Below are 20,610 nucleotides of genomic sequence, written 5' to 3'. Positions count from 1 at the left end.
GCGCTGGCCCCTGGCGGTTGTGTCACATGCTCCTGGTTCAGCCGACATTGAGATGACGCAGGCGAGGCCACAGTTCTTGCCAGGACTGCTGGCGTCCGGTGCATAGAAACACTTGCTGTTCGTTGTCGCCGGCTTGAATCACCTTGCGACATTCGTTGAAGTAGGGGTTCAACTCGTCCGTGTCCGCGCCGACATAGAGCACATCGCGCGCAGAATCCGGTGGAGGAGCGAAATATCCGTAGCTGCGGTTGGTGGAGTAGACAGGCGGCAGGTCGGTGTATACGTCGATGTACGCGGCGACGATGTAAGACTGGCCCATGATTATAGTCGAAGAGCGGTCTGCCGCAGATAGCGTGTTGTAGGCGTTTACGGTGCGGTCCGTGATCGCATGTGCTGCGGCCGAATCAGTTGACCGTGCAGAGACGGCCAACAGCGCGGCGGCCGCGACGATGCTCACTACGTATGCAGGCCATATCAGCCAAGTACGGCGCAATTTGATGAGTCGACGCTGCTGGAATCCAACCGCGCCCGCGGCGAACAGCACTCCGTAGAGCCCCCCAAGATAGTAGGGTCGGCCCGCGGTAACAACGAAGAACACATACAGCGCTACCACCGTCACCCCGAGAAACCGATAACAGCGCAGATCAGGTGCACGCAGCAGAAGCCACAGTCCATAGAGCGCCAACACCGTGCCCGCGACCCCTGCCGCGACGATCAGCAGTACCGCCACGCCGACCCGGCCACCGTAGAGCGCGTCGGCTTCCGAGGCCACCACCGAACCCATGCGCAACTGTGGCCAATCGTGGGCAGCCTGCCAAAGTAATGTCGGCAGCCCGATCAACAGGGCCAGTCCTGTTCCGGCCCATAGCATCGGTCGGCGCAAGAGTTCCCGCGGTCCGCAGATCGCAACCGCCACGAACAGCACCGCGCCTAGCAGCAGCACCTGGAACTTGGTCTCAAGTGCGATCCCTGCCACCGCACCCAGTCCGAGCAGCAGCCGGTCATCTCGAATCCGAATCCACCGCACCAGCAACCAGATCAACACCACCCACTGCACCGGCTCGAGCGTGTACGGAGTCAGCCAATGACCACAGAAGGTCACCCACAGCGCGGTCGCTTGCGCTCCAGCGGCGATCACCTGCGCCCGCCGATCCCCGCCGAATTCCCGTGCGATCAGTGCCACCACAATCACCGCACCGGCAGTCGCGAGCACGGCCGGAATGCGCAGCAGCGACAACGATCCCGGCGCCATCCACTCGGCAGCGGCCGCCAGTGCGGGTGCCATCGGCGGCTGATCGGCCGACCCCCACGCGAGATGATCACGCCCAACGGCGACCATGTACGCCTCGTCGAACCAGTACCCGCCCCTGAGCCCAGCCATGGACTGCACGACGACGACCACTCCGGCCAGGCCCAACACTGCCGGCCAAGCAAACGCGGGCACGGTCGTGGATGCCGAGCGAGAATACATCGATATGTTCACGTTTCACCCTACGCCGCTGAATTTTTCACAACAATGCTGCCCAATAGCAGGCACCCACCACATCCACCGTGATGCTGATCAGGGTACGACTTCGGTAGCACTCGGCACCCTGACCTACCCTCGCGGCCAATTCCGCACCTATCGGAGAAACTAACCGCCGTACGCATGAGCACTTGACAGCAACGACCGCCACATGTCCTGGCATGCAACAGAACCGAGCTTCGAAACCTCCATGGCGCTACAGAAGCGATTCTGATTGCAGGCAATCTGCCGGAGTCTCGATTGTCCATATCCGCCCGCCCAGCCAATCGGCTTGCCATCAAGGCTCATTACGAACCGGCCTCGGGGGTGCTAGCAAGCAGACACTCCTGACTCGAATAGGCGACGAGATCCTGGATCGAGGTTAGGTCAGCACAGCGCTGCCGAAGACTGCAACGGTGGTGCCGGACGGAACTGCACTGACCAGATCCGCGACTGAATCGAGCAAGTCATCGGCCACCAATCGGGGCGGGTCGTGCCGAGCGAGCTCGACCGAGGCCTGAAGCTGCCGTTGCCGGTCATGCTGCTCCGTCAGACCAGACATTCAAGCCTCTGAACTTCACTGACCGACGTCGTAATAGCACGAGGCCCAATTCGCTTCGGCGAAGTCATTATTGGGGTCGATTGGGCGGCCGTCTCGCGTGAGTCTATAAAACTCTATATAGTTAGCGCCCACGTGATCAACGTGGTCTAGCGTAGCAGTAACATTACCGTTGGTTCGAGTCGGTAATCCGCACGCTCCCGGAGCGAAATAGAATGAACCAGCACTGGCTGAACCGGCCGTCATGAACACTCCCGTAATGCTCGCGGCTAGAACTATCGCCAATCGAGGCCATTGTGCCGAAGTAATTTTCTTGAATTTCATCTCATACCCCTCTTGCTTTGCCATACGCTCTGCGAGGTAGATTTCTCGAACTGTTTGACAGGCTATCAACAGCGCCATCAATCGAGCGCAACAGTTGCGGTCCGCGATTAATGTTGCATGGTGGGCGGCGTTGCGCATCGGTATTTGATAGGTAGTTCATAGGCAACGCACCAAAGGATGTGGTTCATCAACCCTGCACGCCGGATCCGATGACATAATCGACAGCATAGGAATCGGATAAATCCGCTACCGGGTACTTCCTGCAGAGGATCATCGTTGACCCCCCATTTCGATCACTACGAGCGCCGGACCCCAGCGCCGGGCAGTGTCGCAGCCTGGTTCGTACTCGGCATCGCCCTCTCCGAACGCGTCCCCTGGTGGGCCGCGCAATGGATCGCAGACGGCCATGATGGCCCAGCGCTACGGGAACTGGCGGGTCTGAACGGGCGCGAGCCCCATGCAGTGCGCGACTTGCTGCCCGCGGCCCTGGCCGAGGCCGGTGTCGAACTGTCCATGCCGCTCTCGGCCGCGGCGTGTGAAGCATTCGGGCTCCTTGCCGAACTGCACCTGACCGGGCAGGCCAGCGCACGATGGGTCGCTCAACAAGTCGAGCAGATCGCATTCCACACTGACTACGACACCGAGGTCCTCGCCCTTCCTCTCGGCCATCTCTACGGCCTCGTCGACGAATGGGAGGGCGGCTGGGGCCGTACCGAGGAGAAACTCGAGGCTGAAGTCCGTGAACACTGCATCGAGCAAACGCAGGCCGCATAGCACCCGTGGGTTCGGTAGACATTCGCTCGCCAGAGATCGCGCTGTCTGTAGATTTGCGCGCGTGTATGTTGATTCACCCTCGGAGAGACCGGATGGGGGCTGGTCCGTTGGTGTCCACGGCGCCGTCCCCTCCGAGTTGATCCGGGCGTTCGACCCCAGCCTGCCGTATGTCGTGATCGGAGGGCATTCTCCGATCGATGCTGGCTGGCATGCCCACCCGGTGGCGTTTGACCGGTGACCCGATGTCGATGCGAACCAGGACAGTCCGGGCCATCTTCGTCCCGAATTAGGTTCTCAGCGAGGGTCCGCAGAGCGTACGGCAGACGATGCAATCGCCCCGCTCCTGCCTGTTCGGCAGCGTGCAGGCTTATATAGCTGGTATTGATCGTCCCTTGTAGATGGCGCGTGGCACGGAAGGAGTCGAGTGTCATTTGTGGACTACCCGCGGGGACGGAACCTTTCGAGGCTCGGCGCCGCCGTAGGCCGGGAGCAGTGGCGGCGGAATCGGGCCCTTGATGCGCCTGCCGCTTCGGCTTTCTTCCCAGGAATGCGCAAGTATCCCGACTGATCGGGAAAGGATGAACAGACCCCGCCCGAGCTCCGGATCGAAGCCGAGTTCGCTGTAGATGACGGCGGTAACTCCATCGATATTCATCGGTACTGGTTTCGAACGCCCGGCTGCCAGCTGCCGTTCGAGTTCTTCGGCGATCGTCACGTATTGCCCTGCGATGGTGCCCCGCGTGATGTGGTCGTGGGCAGCGTCGAGCAGCGGATCGCGGCGCGGGTCGCGTGGATGGAACCGATGCCCGAACCCCGGAACGTAACGGCCCTGGTCGCGATAGCGGGACAACAGCCTGGCGATCACTACTGTGAGGTCTTCTGTCAGTGCGTCGGTATGGATCTGTTCGAGCACCCGCATGCATTGTTGTCCGGCACCACCGTGGACATCACCCAGCAATCCCACACCGGTGGATATCGCGCCGTGTAGCCCCACGCCGCAGGTGGCGGCCATGCGGGCGGCGGCGATCGACGGTGCTTGCGGTCCGTGATCGACTGCCGCGACCAGGGCACGTTCGAGCAGCTCGGCATGCTCTGGTCGCGGAAACTCCCCCCGGACCATCAGCCATATCGTCTCGGCGAAGCTCGCCTTCGCGATCAGCTGCTCGATGGGATAGCCGCGCAATCGGATGATGCCGGGTTCGATATCGGAGATCGCGGTAGACCACCATTCGGTGACGTCATCGGTAGAGATTCGGGCGATCGCGTCTGTGCGGGCGGCACTCATATTGCCTCCTCCTGACGCAGGCGAGCGATATCCAATTCGGAGTATCCGAGCTCGGCGAGGACTTGTTCGGTGTGCTCGCCGAGTAGGGGTGGTGGCGTGGTCGGGGAGACGGGGCTGCCGTCGACATGGGTCGGCGAGCCGAGGACGCGGATCGAGCCGCCTTGGGCTGCAGGAGAAGCAACGGTTGTGACGAGCTCGCGATGTACGACCTGTTCTGACGCAAGTGCGGTCGGCACGGAAACGACCGGGGCTGCCGGGACGCCGGTGTCGAGCAGGATCGCATCCCATTCGACGGCGGGCTTCGCCTTCAGCGACCTTTCGAGTTCGTGACGCAAGGCCTCGCGGTTGCGTTTGCGATCATCGCGAGTGACGAACCGCGGATCATCGATGAGCTCTGGGCGGTCAAGGACTCGGCATAGGATCTCGTACTGCTCTTGCTTGTTCGCGGCAATGTTGAGAGCGCCATCGGCTGTATCGAAGGTGCCCGAGGGGGCCGAGGTAATGTTTTCGTTGGCCATGGGAATCGGTTCGCGACCAGCGATCATGTGGTCGGAGACGACCCAACCCATTGAGGTCAATGCTGCGTCGAGCATCGAAGTGTCGAGGAACGCGCCACGTCCTGTCCGCTGCTGTCGTAGCAACGCGGCTGCGATTGCGAAGGCTGCGGTGAGCCCACCGAAGCTGTCACACACCGGGTATCCGACCCGGAGCGGTGCGGACTCGGCGCTGCCGGTGATGCTCATGATTCCCGACAGGCCCTGGATCACCTGGTCATAGGCAGGTCGGCCTCGCATCGGCCCCGTCGATCCGAATCCAGAGACCGCACAGTAAATCAAGCGAGGGTTGATCCGATGGAGCTGGTTCCACCCGAAGCCGAGGCGGTCAAGGACGCCCGGTCGAAAGTTCTCCAGAACGACGTCAGCGGTTCTGACCAGCTTCTCGAAGACGTCCTTCCCGCCGGATGACTTTAGATTTATTGTGACCGAGCGCTTTTCCGAGTTTTGCGCCAGAAACGATACTCCGAGGCCTTCGGTGGTGAGGTCCAGATCGGCGCCAAGTTGGCGGGCCAGATCCCCCGTGCGCGGAGTCTCGATCTTGATGACATCGGCACCCATCAGCGCCAGTTGGTAGCCAGCGAAGGGGCCTGCCAGAACATTGGTCAGGTCGAGCACACGCACGCCGCTCAGAAGATCTGCAGTCACAGGAAGACCTCCACGCTACCCAGCCCGATCGCGCTGATCTCGGTGGCTGCGGTGGTGACTTGATCCACGTACCAGCCCACGCGATCGGCGGTGAACCGTGATGTCGGACCACTTGCCGACAGCGCGGCAATCACCCGACCGTCGCTCGTGGTGATGGGCGCCGCGACCGCGGACGCGCCGAGTTCACGCTCGCCGTGGGTAATGGCGTACCCGGCCTCTCGAATTCCGGTGATCTCGCGTTGCAGCGAGTCGAGTTGCAGCTCGGCATGTGCCCCGAGCAGGTCGCGGATGACCTGATCGGATGCCCCGGTCAACAGAATCTTCGCGGCCGCGCCCGCGCCGAGATCGTACGGCTTACCGATCTGGACGACACTGCGCACTGTGGTCGTGCCCTCCACCTGCGCGATCGCGACTCGGTGGAGATCGCGGCGGATGTAGACGTTGACGGTCTCGCCGCAGGTATCGACGAGGCGGGACATGATCTGGTGAGCCTCTGGGCTGATCTCCCACATCGATTGAGCCAAGGTCACCCAGCGCAGGAAATTCGCTCCCAAGCCATAGTTCGATTCGCGTCGATCGGCAACCAGACCCAACGACTCCAAGGTCGCCAGCAGCCGCACGACCGTGGTCTTCGGCAGCTCGGTCAGCGAGACGAGCTCCCGCAGTGTGCGCGTGGGGTGTTGGGCGTCGAACAAGTTCAAGACATCGACGGCGCGCGTGATGCTGCGGACACCTCCGTCGGCTCGCGGGGTGGCGATATCAGTCTCGGTCATGGAACCACTGTAAGCCATCTAGCGGTTTGTGAAAACCGGAAAGTGGGTTGACCGTGGATATCCCCTGTGCTTACATGAGTTGCCTGGAACACAGTCCGCTTGATGGTGTATGTAAACCATGCAGCGGACGGCCACTTCGAAGATGAAGGCAGGAAGCTGTGAGCAGAGAACAGACAGATCTTGTCGTCGTGGGCTGTGGAGCCGGTGGCCTGTCCGCAGCCTTGCAGTTCCTGCAATTGTCGCCGGGCGGGCGGGTGATCGTTCTCGAACGCACCTCTCGGGCACATCGAGGCGGTAACACCGCATGGACCGGGGCCTATTTCCGGCTCGAGGCAGACGGCAGGCCAGCTTCGGATTTTTCTTCCCGGATGTTGGAACTCAGCAAGGGCGAGACACAGGCGGCGATCGTGCACCGCCTCGCAGCTGACGCTCAACCAACAATTCGGTGGCTCAACGACAACGGCGTGCGGACTACGTCCGACATTACCTACTTTCTGACCTCGAAGGGGCCCCGGTTGATGCCCGACGGCGGTGGCGCTGCCATCGTCGAGGCCCTTTCCGCGCGCATCGGAGAACTCGGCGGCACCATCGAATACGGCGTCACTGCGACCGAGCTTCTCCAGAATCCTGATGGCACCGTGGTCGGGGTCCAAGCCGTCGATGAGGACGGCAACGCACGCCGATTCGCTGCACACACGGTAGTGCTGGCGTCCGGAGGGTTCGAGGGAAACCCCACCATGCTCGACCGCTACTTGGGCGAGCATGGCCACGAGCTGCACCCGATCGCGCCTGGTGGACGTTCCAACCAAGGTGAGGGAATCGAGATGGCGATTCGCGTCGGCGCGCAGACTAGTGGGCAATTCGACCGCTTTCACGGTGAACCAGTGGATTCCCGGACCCGCTCCGCGGAAGCTCTGGTCATGGTCTACCCCTACGGCATTTTGGTTGACCACCGAGGTCGGCGATTCGTCGACGAAGGTTCCGACACTCCGGACAACACCTTCGAATCCGTCGCGTATCGGATCTGGCGCGACGCGGACCAGTTTGCTTTCGTCATTGCCGACCAGAAACTCATGCGGCAACAGATCGCTCGCGCTCTGCTCACCGATCGTGAACCTGAAATCGCTCCCACGCTGGACGAGCTTGCCCGACGGCTCGATATCGACGCCGTCGCCCTCAAGTCCACCGTCGAGCAGTACAACGCCGCCGCGACTCCGGGCCCCCTGAACATCACGACACTCGATGGCATCGCCACACAAGGCTCACTTGTACCGCCCAAGTCGAATTGGGCGCGACCGATCGATGAGCCACCCTACGTTGCCTGGCCGGTGACATGTGCGATCACCTTCACCTTCGGGGGCCTCGCGACCGACGAGCGTGCGCGTGTAATCGATCATTCAGGCGACCCGATCCCAGGGCTTTTCGCGGTCGGCGAAATCGCAGGAATCTATTACCACAAATACCCGGGTGGGACCTCCGTCCTGCGAGCTCTCGCGTTCGGTCGTATCGCCGGCATGGAAGCAGCCCATCGAACAGCCGCCGCTACCGGCGCCGCCCATATCTGAGAACGATCCGAGAGCTCCACCATGACAACATCAACACCCACAGGATTTGGGCGATCGGCTAAACGTTCTGCCATCGCGAGCCTGGTCGGCACGGCAATCGAGTGGTTCGATTTCTTCATATACGGACTCGCCGCAGCATTGGTCTTCGGGAAGCTCTTCTTCCCATCGATCGATGAACACAGCGCACGTCTCGCGTCCTTTGCGACGCTTGGGGTAGCGTTCGTTGCCCGCCCGATCGGCGCCGCTGTTTTTGGGCATCTCGGTGATCGATACGGACGAAAATCCACCCTGATCGCCACCCTTGCCATCATGGGTAGTTCGACCGGTTTGATCGGCTTGCTGCCGACCTATTCTTCGATCGGCACTTGGTCGCCCGTGTTGCTCGTCGTCCTGCGCCTTCTGCAAGGTCTCGCTGTCGGCGGGGAATGGGGCGGCGCTGTGCTGATGTCCGTCGAGCAGGCACCCACCGGCAAACTCCGGCTCTATGGGTCCGCGCCTCAGATGGGGAGTCCGCTAGGTCTGATCTTGGCGACGGCCGTTATGTCGGCAGTCTCGACCCTCCCGAACGCTCAGTTGCTTGCTTGGGGATGGCGTATCCCGTTCCTTACCGGTTTCGTGCTGGTGCTCATTGGCCTCGCGATTCGGATCGGAGTTGAAGAATCGGACCAATTTCAGCAGGTCAAGGACACTGGCCGAACCTCGCGTCTGCCACTGGGCCAGATCCTCGCTCGCGCCAAAGCGAGCCTTGCGATTGGGGTTGGCCTGCAGGGCTCCGTCAACGTTGTCTTTTACTTCATCTCCGTCTATTTCCTCACCTATGCCACCAAGTCGCTGGGCATCCCTCGCCACACCGCGCTGCTCATTATGATGGCGGCCGCCGTTGTCGACCTTGCTGCACTACCAAGCCTGGCTTCGTTGAGCGATCGGATCGGTGCACACCGTGTTTTCATCGCAGGAGTGCTCTTCACCCTCGTTGCCGCATTCCCATTCTTCTGGCTGCTGCGTGGTGACCAAATCGTCCTGACCGCCGTAGTGGTCGCAGTGATGATGATTGGTGCACACGCGACCACATACAGTGTGGTATCGAGCCTCATTGCCGACCAGTTCGACACTCGAGTTCGATACAGCGGCACGGCACTGAGTAATGCGCTCGGCGGCGTGATCTTCAGCGCACCGACCCCATTCATCGCAGAAGCCGTCATCGGTGACGATCGACCTCGCTGGTGGCCGCTGGCTCTCATCATCGTTGTGGCCGCAATCATCTCGCTACTGGCGATTACCAAGACACCCCGCCACGCCCTCCATGGCCTCACGAGTGGCCCGCCCGAGGAGCACACGCCAGCTCCCGACATCGTCAGACCCGGCATCTTGCGTTCGAATGAGCACGTTTCAGACGACCGACATTTCCCAAGACTGGAAAGTGAGTATTCTCAATGAGCGTGTCAGCTCAGAACACGGTTGCGGAACTTCCGGCAGGCATTGAGCAATATCAAATGTTGATCGGCGGGCAATGGCGCTCGGCGGCGGATGGTGCGAGGTTCGATTCCATCAATCCCTACAATGGCGCGCCGTGGGCCACTGCACCCACAGCGACCGAGAGTGACATCGATGATGCCGTTACCGCAGCTCGGCATGCGTTCCAGGCCGGTCCGTGGGCAGCGTCCACGCCGGTCCAACGAGCGACCTTGTTACGCAAATTCGGCGACCTGATCACTGAACATGCCGATGAACTCGCCCGGGTTCAAGTGCTCGAGAACGGCAAGCTCATCCGCGAAGTTGCCAGCCAGTCTCGTGCTCTTGCCAACCACTGCTATTTCTTCGCTGGTGTCGCGGAAAGCCCACAGGGAGAGACGCTGGCCATCAGCGTGCCGAATATGCAGGCATTCACCGTGCGTGAACCGATTGGTGTCGTCGCCGCCATCACGCCCTGGAATAGTCCACTTGCGCTACTCATGTGGAAACTGTGCCCGGCCCTCGCGGCGGGCAATACAGTCGTCATCAAACCATCCGAAGTCACCCCGATCTCCACACTCGTCCTCGCACGGCTCGCCCGGGATGCCGGATTTCCGGACGGCGTAATCAACGTTGTGACCGGCGCCGGATCCGTTGGCGCCTATCTCGCGGCGCATCCCGGTGTCGACAAAATCGCCTTCACCGGGTCGACTGCGGTCGGTAAGAAGATTGCGGCGACCGCAGCGCAACGCTTGGCCAGAGTCTCGCTCGAGCTAGGGGGCAAATCCCCTAACATCATCTTCCCCGATGCGGATCTGCCGAACGCTGTCAACGGCGTCATCGCAGGGATTTTCGCCGCCACCGGACAAACCTGCATGGCAGGATCCCGAGTCCTCGTTCACAGGGACATTCACGACAAATTTGCCGCCGCATTGGTCGAAAGGACCGAAAAGATCAAGCTGGGGAACCCTCTCGACCCGGCAACCGAAATGGGCACTGTCGCCTCGCAGGCGCAACTCGAGAAGGTTCTGCACTACATCGATGTGGCCAAGACGGAAGGGGCGTATCTCGCTACGGGCGGCTCCCGACCCACAGATCCCGAACTGAGCGACGGCCTTTTCGTCCAGCCCACCGTCTTCACCCGGGTCACCAACGACATGCGGATCGCCCGGGAGGAGGTATTCGGTCCCGTCGCTGTCATTATGGCCTTCGATGACGAGCAGGACGCCCTCAGCATCGCCAACGAAACGCCCTACGGGCTCGCAGCCGGGGTCTGGACACGGGATATCGCACGGGCTCACCGCATGGCTCGCGGACTACGCGCCGGTACCGTCTGGATCAACAACTACCGAAAAACCAGCCATGTCGCACCGTTCGGAGGGTTCAATGAAAGTGGCCTCGGTCGAGAAAATGGATTCCACGCGATCGACGAATACACTGAAACAAAGACTGTGTGGATAGACACTGGCAACGAGATCAGTGACCCCTTCAACCCGAGAGCCTAACCGCGTAATCAGTGTGGTCAACGAAGTTTCAATCCCTACCGAGCATAGGATGATGTCAACGATATGCAATTCATGGTAATTACCGAGCGGTACATGGATAAGTTCAGTGAAGATGATTTCGCTCAAGTGATTCCGGAAGAAACTCAGGCGGTACGAGAGCTCTATATCGAGGGCATTGTGCGCGCGATATGGTTGCGTGGAGACACCCGTGGCGCTTGTTTTTTCCTCGAAGCAGAGTCACTTGCTGCGGCAGAGTCGATTGTGGCGAAGTTTCCGTTAGCGCAAAAGAGAATGTCGGAATTCCGCATTATTCCACTGCAACCTTACGGTGGTTTTGGTCCAATCTAGCCTGCGTGGACCATCGACTCCAGGGCCATGCAGGCATCAACTGGCGACAGTTGCCTTGGTTTGTTCGCTCACGATCTTGTCACAGCGCCTGACCTAGGTGTCCGTTATTTCCCATGCGTAAGCGCGCTGGTTGGGCGAACATATCGGTCTTGACTTCCCTCGAAGTAGGCTGCCCGCGTCGGACCGTGACATATCAGCAAGGCTGGCCCGCGGCGCCCTTCGCGGGCGACGCGGCCGCCTGAAAATACTGAAGCGCCCGGTGCGGCTGCGGCCGCACCGGGCGCCTTCGAGCAAAACTCTGCCTACAGACAGCTGGGAACCTGTCCCGCCAGGCACTTCAGGATCTCGGAGGATCCGGTCAGACTACTACCGGTCCCCGCAACTGCGTCGCCGAGGCTCGGGGCCACTGGCAGGTCCGACTGTGCGTCCGCGGTGGAGCCGTTAGCCTCCAACGGAATAACAGCCAGCGCTGGCGTGGTGCCCGCAAGCATGATTGTTCCGGCGGCGACAAAACCGACCACGAGACCTTTAATGGCCAAGATACTTCCTCCTGCGCTAACTTTCCGACCCAGAATAATGCTTACAGTATTCGACGTTGGAATGTCAATCATGCTTCGTTGAATAGATATGTGCGTACTGTAGGTATAGTATAGGTGTCGGATTGAGATCGATTGGCCATCTTACATGCTCGGGCGTCTGGGGAGATCGAGGGGTTTGCCTCTGAATGCCCAGCCACCCTTTTCGAATTGGGCCTGGGAAGTCAGCCATCAGACGAATATTCCTATTGGCGCTCGACTAGTCATAAAGTATCCTTTGAGCTGGGTAAATTGCTATTGTCTGGGCTTGGCCTACTCGTGTCAGAAGGGGTCGTTCGGGTGGAAGGTTCGTACAAGTTCGCTCTGCAGCCTCCGGTGTTCGACGATGACAATCTCTCGCTGTTGGCCGGCTGGTGCCGGTGATACGGCTGGCCGAGCCAACCGGGCTGGTTGAGGCGCTGGCGGAGAAGGTGTCGATCGCGCCGCGGATCAGATCGGGTTCGGCGATCCGGCGCCGAAGCGGGTCACATTGATTCCGGGGATGGCGGCTGGGGCGGGCAGCATCGATGACGTCGACGTGTTGCGCAGCGGCGGCATGGCTTCCTCTTTCGACGGATACACGTGCTATCGACGATGGGAGTGGCTCTTTCGGAGGGACTGTTGATCTGACAGTCCTCGGAGGGTTGGCTTGCTGGAGGCGGTGATGCAGAGGTTGGGCCGTGTCGTAGCGTGTCACCGGGCTCTTCTTTCGGCAGTGTTCGATTGAGTGGCATCTTCGAAACTACGGGGAAGAGCCCGTCAATAACGCTATGCACCAACCTCATTCGATGATCGCGAACAGCCCAGGCGTCTGCTCGTCCAGCCAGCCCCGCGCCACCAAGCGCTTGAGTTTCGACCGCAACCCCTCGACTTTCGCCGGCGCGACCTCGAGTCCGAGTGCCGCGGCGATATGCCCCGCCCGCAACGGCCGTCCAGCATCAGCGAGGACTTCCAGAACATCCTGATAGTCCTCCGGCAGCACCGACACCTGCATCCCCGCCCCGTGCTGCGGAACCAACACCACCCCGATCGGCGACCCACTCCCGGACTTGGGCCCCGATGGATCCGCGTCCGCCTCGGCAGGATCCGCTGACACGGTGAGATCACTTGTCGTGCCGAGGATTTCGATCATCGTTTCTCGCGTGACCTGCAACCTCGATATCAGCCGCTCTTCGACGTCCAGCTGCTCGCTCAGGTCCGCGATCCGCTTACGCAGCTCCTCGGCCCGCTCCCGGGCACCGGTCTCCCGCCGCCCGAGTTCGTCCAACCACGAGCCCATCGCCGCCTCCGAACCCCCGCTCCGACGATAAGCCGCCCTCCACCAACGCAACAGCCCCAAACATGTTCCCGCAGCTCAAACGCTCCCTAAAAACGAGCCACTCCCATCGACGATCGGCACGCCGTTACGAGAGTTCACCTTTGGCCACGCCCGACAGCGCGAGGCGGCGTTGCGGGAGCATCGGCCCGGTTGTGTGAGCGGGTCGATCTGCTGCCCGGCTCGCATGAGCGGGGGGGGGGGGTATCGACTCGCTGCTGCGTCCAGTCTCTGGGTATGCCAAGCAGGGCGCCTCCTACGGGCACACCAAGATCTCGGGCAAACCACTTCTCCGGAAAGGACTTTCACTACTGGCCACGACTCTCAGCAGCGAAGGCGCTGCGTCGGTGGTCGCCGGGATACGGTGTGGGCCGGCAAGACCGGCCCGAGCAAGGATTCCGGCCGGATGGTCGCCCAGGACACTGCCTGCTCTCGCGCGGATGGAGTTACAGGTGAGATCCTTGCTCGTGGTGGTTCGGTCTACGGCACCCGCGCGGTGGTAGGTGCCTGCCGCAGTGTGCGTGTCCGGTTCTCGCTGGTATTGACGAGGAACCGTGCTGTGTAGCGGGCGATCGACGCGATCAGCGAAGATGCATGGACATCGGTGAAATATCCGGGTGGGTCCGCGATCCCAATACCGGCCAGCGGTCTCCGACGCAGAGGTTGCCGAAATCCCACATACCGCTTTCGCTTCCAAACCAGATCAGGTCACTGCCGGGCTGACCGTGCGCTGTGTCCGTCACGCTGCCCGCCAAGACGAATTGTTCCCCGGTTTGGCGGTATCTCCCCTTCTTCACAGACTTGACCGAGTCCATCGTCGTCGCCGCCGACATCACTCATCGCCGCCACGCGATCATCGAGGCGGTATTCGCCGACCTCATCGAGGGCCCGCTCGCGCACATGCGCTGAGGAGTGGGCTTGGGGTACCAGAAGGTCCATCCTCGTGCGTGTCGACGGACATGGACCGGATTGTTGATCTGATGCTGTAGTCTTCCGGCTTGGACTTGATCAAGTCAACCAACACGATGCGATCAGGGCCGATTACCCAGAAAAGCCCTGCCGGGGGACACTCAGTCACGATGTCCGCTATTCGCCCGGCGGGGCTTTTCGTAGATCGGCACTCGTTGTCCGGCAGGGTCATCCAGAGCGCTGTGGCGCACACAGCGGAGCGGCGTCGCGTAGGACTGCTCACTGACTGGGGCCACGCACGAGGCCGCTCGATCCGCCCGCTGCTGTACCTGGGTACAGAGTTGAGCGTGCGGCAGGCGATCTGATGAGTTGGTCCGTGGATGACGCGCTTTGGTAGGGCACGCAGCCACGGCTTTTCATGCGGGCCTACTAGGCTTGGTGGTGTCTCTCAATGATCTGAGCCATTCGACGATGAGGGCCAGGACGAATCCGGCACGGTAGGTGATGGCGAGCTCGTCGAAGCGTGTTGCCACCGTACGCCTGTGTTTGGCCTTGCAGAAGGCGCGTTCGATGAAGTTGCGCCGCTTGTAGGTCCAGACATCGAAGCTCGGTGCCCGGCCTCCGGCGTGACCCTTGGGTTTGCGGTTGGCGACCTGACCGCAGCGTTGGGGAATGACGGTCTGGACGCTTTGCGGCGCAACAGGGTTCGATTCGACGCCGCGGAACAGGCGCGGTCGGCGATCGCCACGTCCGGATTGCGACGCGGTGCTCCGCCGTCGAGGCGAGGCACCGTCGGTGAATCGTTGGTTTGCCCGGGTGTCAGCAGCACGGCCAGGCTGTGAGCGTGTCCGTCGGTCCATAGCCCGGTCACCGAGCCGCTGGCCGCGCCGGCGACGTGCTGATGGGCCCGCACGATCGATCGAGACCACCCAGTCGAGGTTGCCCATGGTGTCGGCGAGAGCCAGCACCGCGGTCAGCATCCAGTCCCAGGTGGCGTCGGCGGCGTAGCGGCGGTGTCGTTTCCACATTGTCTGCCAGGGCCCGGAGTGTCCGGGCAGGTCCCGCCACGGCAGACCGGCCCGCAGTCGGTACAGCATCGCCTCGACCACCAGGCGGCTATTGGTGAAGTTGCGGCCCACGTGCCCTTCGGATTTGGGCAGCAGCAACATGAGCAGCTTCCATTGTTTGTCGGTCAGGACCCGGTACCGATCACCTGCCAGTGTCGCCACGTCGACCATGATGCACGACCGTCCCCGCTGTGCAGGACGGTCGATCAAAGCCATTGGGAGACATGGCCTAGTACTCCAGCATCACTTCGTGATGTAGTGCCTGTCTTCGCTGGTAGTGGGCTTGTTTTGCCTGGTGTTGATGTCTTCGTCGCCATTTCGACCAGCGGAGCAGTCGGGTGGGGTCCGGGTGTGGGGTGATCAGGTGTGCCAAGAGACGCTTGATTTCGCCGAGTGTGAGTGGAATGAGGCCGCTGCCAACGCTTTTGGGGAGACAGCTGCCGTCACCGCGAGGTAGGTGTGGGCGAGCATGGCCAGGGTGATGTGGCGGTACCAGGCGTCGTAGCGGCGGACCTGGTACTGGTCGAGCCCGACCTCGGTTTTCGCGGTCTGGAAACAGTCCTCGACCGACCATCGGGCACCGGCGACCTGGATCAATTCCTCGTCGCTGGTGCCGATCGGGGCACCGCACAGGTAGTAGGCGATTTCGTGTTCTCCCTTGGCGTTGCGGGTCAGCGACCGCCGGGCCAGAAGCCAGCGCCGCCACCCGGCGCCGGCTTCGCTGAGCGATCCCAGCGTGGCCACGGCCCAGTCGAACAGCCGGGGCCCTTTCGCGCCTTCGCCGCAGCTCAGCCGCTTCCACGCCTCCGCTGGCGCATCTGCTACGACCTGGTCGGCGCGCCAGCTTCCCGACAGGGACACGATCGGCGCGCTGGTTGGCACGGCCACCACATATCCGATCCGCCGTCGCTCGAGCCAGCGGCGGAACTTCGAGTCACCGCCGTAAGCCTCGTCGGCGGTGACCCAGCGAGCAGGGACACCAGCATCCAGCGCACGCGCCAGCATCCGCTGTGCCAGAACCTGTTTCGTGGCGAACTCGACCTCATCGGGCACCCCGGCCTCGCGGCAGCGGTCCCGATCGGCGGTCCACGATTTCGGCAGATACAACTCCCGGTCGATCAGCGTGCGACCCTTCACGGTCGCATACGCACAGAACACACCAAGCTGACAATTCTCGACTCGGCCAGCCGTTCCCGAGTATTGCCGTTGCACCCCAGCCGATTTCAGGCCCTTCTTCAGGAATCCGGTCTCATCGACAACCAGCACACCGCCCGGATCGCCCAGGTGCTCGACGGCATAGGCGCGCGCCTCATCGCGAACTCCATCGACGTCCCACGCCGCCTTGTTCAGCAACCGCTGCATCCCATTCGGCGACAAATCACCCGCAGCTTCAGCCAAGGTCCAGCCGTTTTTCCCCGCCAGCGGAGCCAGCAGGCCCCGCACATACGCCCGCGCCCGCAACCGCGGCTCCGCCCGATGAAACCGCCCCGCCACCCGCGCGAACAACTCCTCAAGCCCAGCCGTCCACGCCGCCAGATCCTCATCAACCAGCACGAAACCCCATGCTACCCAACAACATCACGAAGTGATGCTGGAGTACTAGTCCCTGGAGGCTCAACTTCGTGGCAGGGGTAGTGATCGATCGGGGATTTGATGGCAGACTTGCGTGCCGTGACAGGCGGTGGGGAGGCTGTGGCGCTGAAGCTGGGCTCGAGTCTGGTTGGCCCGGTTGGAAAATGGTTGAAGTCCAAGGGATTGCCGCGGGTTTCACCTGGCGAGCTGATCAAAGCAGCCGACCTTCTCGCTTATCAGGTAAGGCTGAGCGAGGATCGACTCAGAGACCAGCTTCGGGCTGGCGTTGGGGTGACGATCCCGCTCGAACTTCGTGGTCTCGATGGTTCGGCGATCGGATTTGAGACGCTCGCTGCGAGATTCGAAGGTCTGGACCAGCCGCGGAGGTTGGTCATCTTGGGCGACGCCGGAGCAGGCAAGACATGCGCGGTGAATCAGCTTGTCCTTGATCTGCTCGAGCGGCGGGCGGAAACCCCTGAATCGGCGAGGGCCCTCACTCCAGTTCCAGTCCGTGTGAGTCCTTCAGGTTGGGATGGAAGGCAACACTTTTCGAAATGGTTGGCTGGTCAGCTGGCGCTCGAGTATCAGGTCCCTTGGAGGTTCGCATACGCCACGGTCAGAAATGGTCATGTCCTTCCTGTGCTTGATGGTATGGATGACATGGATCCGGTCGGCGAGGAGCCTGACCGTGCTCGCGAGGCTTTGCAACGACTGTGCACGAAAGCTCCGTGGAGCGCCCGCTCGGCCGTTGTCGCATGTCGGAAGAACGTGTACGACCACGTGGTGGAGAGCCACGGACCTGCATTGCCCGGCGCCGAAATCTTGGTTGTGCAGGGTTTGATCGCGGAAGACATCTGGTCATATCTCGACCGGTATCGAGATCGGTATCAGATTGCGCCAGAATCTTTTTCGCCGTTGGTGAATGAGGTGGTCGAGCACACCGACGGTCCGATTGTTGAGGTGCTGAGTACACCCTTGATGCTCGGTATGGCAGCCGCAATGCTTCATCGTGACGGGGAACATGCCGCAATCGCGCTTGCGAAGACCACCGAGACGAAGGAGGCGCAACGCCTACTTCTGGGCTCCCTCATACCGCTCGCCGTCGCAGGCGCCGACGAGAACGATCGGGCCGCACCGACTTCCGAAGCCACCGCAGGTCTTTGGCTGAGGACACTGGCTCGTTATCTCGAACAGCAACGTCATCGGGGACGCGAGGGGACCGGCTTCACTCTGGATCAGGTGTGGCGCTTGGCAGGAGTCCGGACGTGTCTTGCAGTCCACGCGGGACTGTCGGCTCTGGCAGCCGGTGCGATACTTGGACCTCTCGCATTGCTCCATCGGGTAAATGGCCTCACATTGCCAGTCACTGCTCTCGTGCTTGCTCCAGTTCTGCTCGTGGGCTATGGGCTGGAGGCCGGGTCGCAGTCGCCGCTGCCGGGGTTTCGCGGGATTTCCGAACGGTTCGCGTGGCGTGTTCCCGGCCGCTCTCGATGGCCACGTGCATTGCGGGGCGGCATCGTCGTCGGTGGTAGCGCCTTGGTAATTTTCGCTGCTTTCACGGCGTTCGCAGGCGTATTCGGACCATCGGAATCGTTGTCGGTCTACCTTTCCGTGTACGCGGTCTTGGCTGGCATCGCTGGCGCTGTTGCTGGGATCACGAGCGTCATCCTCGGATTTTCGACGACCTTCGAGGAGCGACTGATCCTTGGCCAGAGCGAGAGGCAGACGATCCGTGACGGCCGGCTGTCTGCTCTATGGTCGGGTCTCGCAGCCTTTCTTCTGTTCGGAGTATTCGGTTTGGCCACCGCGCTCCTTATTTTGGGCGGTCGGTATGACTCTGAGGACGCGACCAGGGGGGCACTCAGCTGTGGTATTTGGGCTGGGTTCGTTGTCTGGTACTTGGTCGGATTCGCGGGTCAACGACATCTTGCTGCGTCGCTCGTGCTCAAGGTCAGTGGGGAGTTCTCGAGCCGACCATCCGAGTTTCTCGACAGGGCGCGAAGAGCAGGGATACTGCGAGCGAATGGAATCGCGTACGAATTCCGCCATCTGATGTTTCAGCAATGGTTGGCTGAGGATTGGGCTGGGCCTGAGTCGTAGAAGGTTGGGCTGGCACTGGTGGCTGGGCTTGAGAAGGACGGTGGGTTCCATTGATGCTGAATCAATGGAACCCACCGTCGGCAGCGGATCGGGGCCGCCGCAGCCCTCGGGGCCTCGCTCGATCCTGACACCATTGACAGTGTAGGTCAGGCTTACCTAACTAGCAAGGGTGCGTGGGACCGGCGAGGCTGCTTGGGCAATCGGTCGACCTCGTATGCCTGTGGGGATTTCAGGGCGAACCTTGTCCAATCACCGCCCCGCGTCGCCAGGGGATGGGTACGCAGTGCATGAGCCGCAACACTCTCGCACAAGCTTTACTCCAAAGTAAAGTATGGAATCAGTCATCGCTCGGTGTTCGTCGCACCTCTGGTTGCTTCACGGGTGTGGTATTGGGATCGACTCACAGCCGTGTCCTTCACCTGCTCGGATACGGGTGGCATCGCCGATGATGCGGCTGATCGTGGACCGGCTGCGCCCGGTCTCGCGGGAAATCTCGGTAGCGGTCCGGCCCTGGTCGAAGTGCTTGGAGAGGACGATGGCTACATCGGCTGGGGCACGTCGGTGGGCAGGGTCGCGGTCGCAGAGCGCGTTCGCCAGGGATGACCATCGCTGTGGTGATGGATTGCTGTGAAGCGGCGTTCGACCGTTGGCGGTTTCGTGGTTGGTCGCCGAGTCATCGTGTGCACGTGGACTTTCCGCGCGGCTGTTCTGGGTGACGCCTTCTTCGAGCTGTTGCCCGGCTGTGGCGTGTGCACGTGTCGAGCCGGTGTGGGCGAGTGCGAGTAGCGCGACGGTGGCTTGTGTCATGGAGCCTTCGATGATGACCGGCCACAGCCACGCTTCAGGTTGGGGGATGGCGGCGAGGGCGGCGAGATCGCGCAGGGCGGTGAACGAGAGCCGGAACGCGGCGACCGCGATGAGGACCGTCATCACGGTGGCGAGCAGGTGCATCCACCGAGCGTGCGCGTGCGCACGGAGCAGGACCGTGACGCCATGGACTGCGGCAAGTAGGGCGATCGGCGGCACTATCGCGACTGCGGCGGCGATTGCGGGCAGCGCGTGCGCGTGAAGAACGGCGTGGGTGGCGTTCCCGGTGATGCTGACGGTGGCTGCGGTGAGCAGCACGCACCAGAAGAAGCTCGTGTGTGCACGCTGATTGGGCGGTGCGGTCTGATGCGTCGGCGGTGTGGGAGCGGTGCAGGTATCGGATGGTTCAGGGGAGTAGGTGGTCGTGGTGGGCATTGGGGGTCTCCTGTGCGCGCGTGGGTTCAGGCGTCGCTCGACTGCCGAACTGATTCGCTGTCGGGTTGCTATCTGCTCGAGATTGGTGGAGCGTGCGGCGTGTCGACACGCCGAGACATCAGCGGTGACTGGGTCGGCCTCCGGCCGGGCGCATGGGTGTGCCGCGCTGGCGCAGCGCATCGCGGATGGTGCTGGCGGGGAAGCCGGTGAGCTTGCTGCACGTCACCAGCGAGTGGCCGCTCAGGTATAGGCGCTCGGAGTGATCGATGTCGGCGGCGGTCATCGACTGGTAGCGACGCGGCACGTCGCGTTGGGTGAGCAGGGTGAGGACCGCGGTCTTGGAGATCCCGTAGCGGACCGCGAGCTGCGCGGTGGAGACCCCGTCGGTGTAGTCCCGGATCAGCTCGGCGGTCGTCGCCGGTGAGAGGCGCTGCCGGATTCTGCGTGGCTCACGTGGCCGGTTCTCCGACGTTTTCTTGGGCCGGCGGGATGTGTTGCGTGGTGCTGTGGAGCTGATTCTGGCGTGGGTGCTTTGGAGT

At 61.9% G+C, this 20,610-nt stretch carries 15 protein-coding genes and 2 pseudogenes; 7 read left to right on the top strand and 10 right to left on the bottom strand.

From position 1 onward, the window contains the following. Positions 1 to 37: 37 nt before the first annotated feature. On the bottom strand, positions 38 to 1,483 hold the full coding sequence (locus VMT40_RS31515) for an ArnT family glycosyltransferase (RefSeq protein WP_326362834.1): 1,446 nt from the start codon (positions 1,481 to 1,483) through the stop codon (positions 38 to 40). 403 nt (positions 1,484 to 1,886) lie between these two features. Then, on the bottom strand, positions 1,887 to 2,066 hold the full coding sequence (locus tag VMT40_RS39445; protein ID WP_442790088.1) for a DUF2332 family protein: 180 nt from the start codon (positions 2,064 to 2,066) through the stop codon (positions 1,887 to 1,889). 597 nt (positions 2,067 to 2,663) lie between these two features. On the opposite strand from VMT40_RS39445, the gene VMT40_RS31510 reads away from it, so the two are divergent. Then, a complete protein-coding gene (locus VMT40_RS31510; protein ID WP_326362833.1) occupies positions 2,664 to 3,161 on the top strand; it encodes a hypothetical protein in 498 nt (165 codons plus the stop codon). 427 nt (positions 3,162 to 3,588) lie between these two features. On the opposite strand, the gene VMT40_RS31505 is transcribed toward VMT40_RS31510, so the two are convergent. From VMT40_RS31505 to VMT40_RS31495, 3 genes are read right to left on the bottom strand one after another with little or no spacing between them, the layout of a single operon-like run. Continuing rightward, positions 3,589 to 4,446: a citryl-CoA lyase gene (locus VMT40_RS31505; RefSeq protein ID WP_326362832.1), complete on the bottom strand. Its 858-nt coding sequence runs from the start codon at positions 4,444 to 4,446 to the stop codon at positions 3,589 to 3,591. Continuing rightward, on the bottom strand, positions 4,443 to 5,648 hold the full coding sequence (locus tag VMT40_RS31500) for a CaiB/BaiF CoA transferase family protein (RefSeq protein ID WP_326362830.1): 1,206 nt from the start codon (positions 5,646 to 5,648) through the stop codon (positions 4,443 to 4,445). Before VMT40_RS31500 ends, VMT40_RS31505 begins: the two co-directional genes overlap by 4 nt. After that, the gene (locus tag VMT40_RS31495) at positions 5,645 to 6,421 is read right to left on the bottom strand and encodes an IclR family transcriptional regulator (protein WP_326362828.1); all 777 of its coding nucleotides are present in this window, start codon (positions 6,419 to 6,421) and stop codon (positions 5,645 to 5,647) included. Before VMT40_RS31495 ends, VMT40_RS31500 begins: the two co-directional genes overlap by 4 nt. A 158-nt stretch (positions 6,422 to 6,579) precedes the next feature. On the opposite strand from VMT40_RS31495, the gene VMT40_RS31490 reads away from it, so the two are divergent. The 4 genes from VMT40_RS31490 to VMT40_RS31475 all read left to right on the top strand — a co-directional run bounded on the left by VMT40_RS31490 (position 6,580) and on the right by VMT40_RS31475 (position 11,291). Further along, positions 6,580 to 7,986: an FAD-binding protein gene (locus VMT40_RS31490; RefSeq protein WP_326362826.1), complete on the top strand. Its 1,407-nt coding sequence runs from the start codon at positions 6,580 to 6,582 to the stop codon at positions 7,984 to 7,986. A gap of 21 nt (positions 7,987 to 8,007) precedes the next feature. Then, positions 8,008 to 9,423: an MFS transporter gene (locus VMT40_RS31485; protein ID WP_326362824.1), complete on the top strand. Its 1,416-nt coding sequence runs from the start codon at positions 8,008 to 8,010 to the stop codon at positions 9,421 to 9,423. Positions 9,424 to 9,425: 2 nt separating this feature from the next. Further along, positions 9,426 to 10,943 carry an aldehyde dehydrogenase gene (locus tag VMT40_RS31480; protein WP_326362823.1) on the top strand — a complete coding sequence of 506 codons (1,518 nt, stop codon included), beginning with the start codon at positions 9,426 to 9,428 and terminating at the stop codon, positions 10,941 to 10,943. A gap of 93 nt (positions 10,944 to 11,036) precedes the next feature. Then, positions 11,037 to 11,291, top strand: coding sequence for a hypothetical protein (locus VMT40_RS31475; protein WP_326362822.1), 255 nt, complete (start codon positions 11,037 to 11,039; stop codon positions 11,289 to 11,291). A 1,356-nt stretch (positions 11,292 to 12,647) separates the two neighbouring features. Here the strand turns inward: VMT40_RS31475 and VMT40_RS31465 are convergent. Next, positions 12,648 to 13,133 carry a hypothetical protein gene (locus tag VMT40_RS31465; RefSeq protein WP_326362820.1) on the bottom strand — a complete coding sequence of 162 codons (486 nt, stop codon included), beginning with the start codon at positions 13,131 to 13,133 and terminating at the stop codon, positions 12,648 to 12,650. 115 nt (positions 13,134 to 13,248) lie between these two features. Between VMT40_RS31465 and VMT40_RS31460 the strand changes: the two are divergent. Further along, positions 13,249 to 14,084 (top strand): annotated as a pseudogene (locus VMT40_RS31460) (IS1380 family transposase); the annotation flags it as partial. A gap of 422 nt (positions 14,085 to 14,506) precedes the next feature. Here VMT40_RS31460 and VMT40_RS31455 read toward each other — a convergent pair. Beyond that, positions 14,507 to 15,373, bottom strand: a complete 867-nt coding sequence (locus VMT40_RS31455; RefSeq protein ID WP_326362818.1) for a transposase — start codon at positions 15,371 to 15,373, stop codon at positions 14,507 to 14,509. A gap of 13 nt (positions 15,374 to 15,386) precedes the next feature. Further along, a pseudogene (locus VMT40_RS31450) lies at positions 15,387 to 16,693 on the bottom strand (IS701 family transposase). Between the two features lie 156 nt (positions 16,694 to 16,849). Here VMT40_RS31450 and VMT40_RS31445 point away from each other — a divergent pair. Then, positions 16,850 to 18,829: an NACHT domain-containing protein gene (locus VMT40_RS31445; protein ID WP_326361711.1), complete on the top strand. Its 1,980-nt coding sequence runs from the start codon at positions 16,850 to 16,852 to the stop codon at positions 18,827 to 18,829. 375 nt (positions 18,830 to 19,204) lie between these two features. Here the strand turns inward: VMT40_RS31445 and VMT40_RS31440 are convergent, their stop codons facing one another. Together VMT40_RS31440 and VMT40_RS31435 are read right to left on the bottom strand one after the other, a co-directional pair. After that, complete coding sequence (locus VMT40_RS31440; RefSeq protein WP_326361710.1) at positions 19,205 to 20,071, bottom strand: DUF2637 domain-containing protein; 867 nt, start codon at positions 20,069 to 20,071, stop codon at positions 19,205 to 19,207. Between the two features lie 118 nt (positions 20,072 to 20,189). Continuing rightward, the coding region (locus VMT40_RS31435; RefSeq protein ID WP_326362816.1) for a hypothetical protein at positions 20,190 to 20,610 on the bottom strand (421 nt) is incomplete at its 5' end.

Origin of the sequence: Nocardia sp. CDC160, from assembly GCF_035818795.1 — a bacterium.
Lineage (GTDB): Bacteria > Actinomycetota > Actinomycetes > Mycobacteriales > Mycobacteriaceae > Nocardia.
This window is presented reverse-complemented; position numbering and strand designations above follow the sequence as displayed.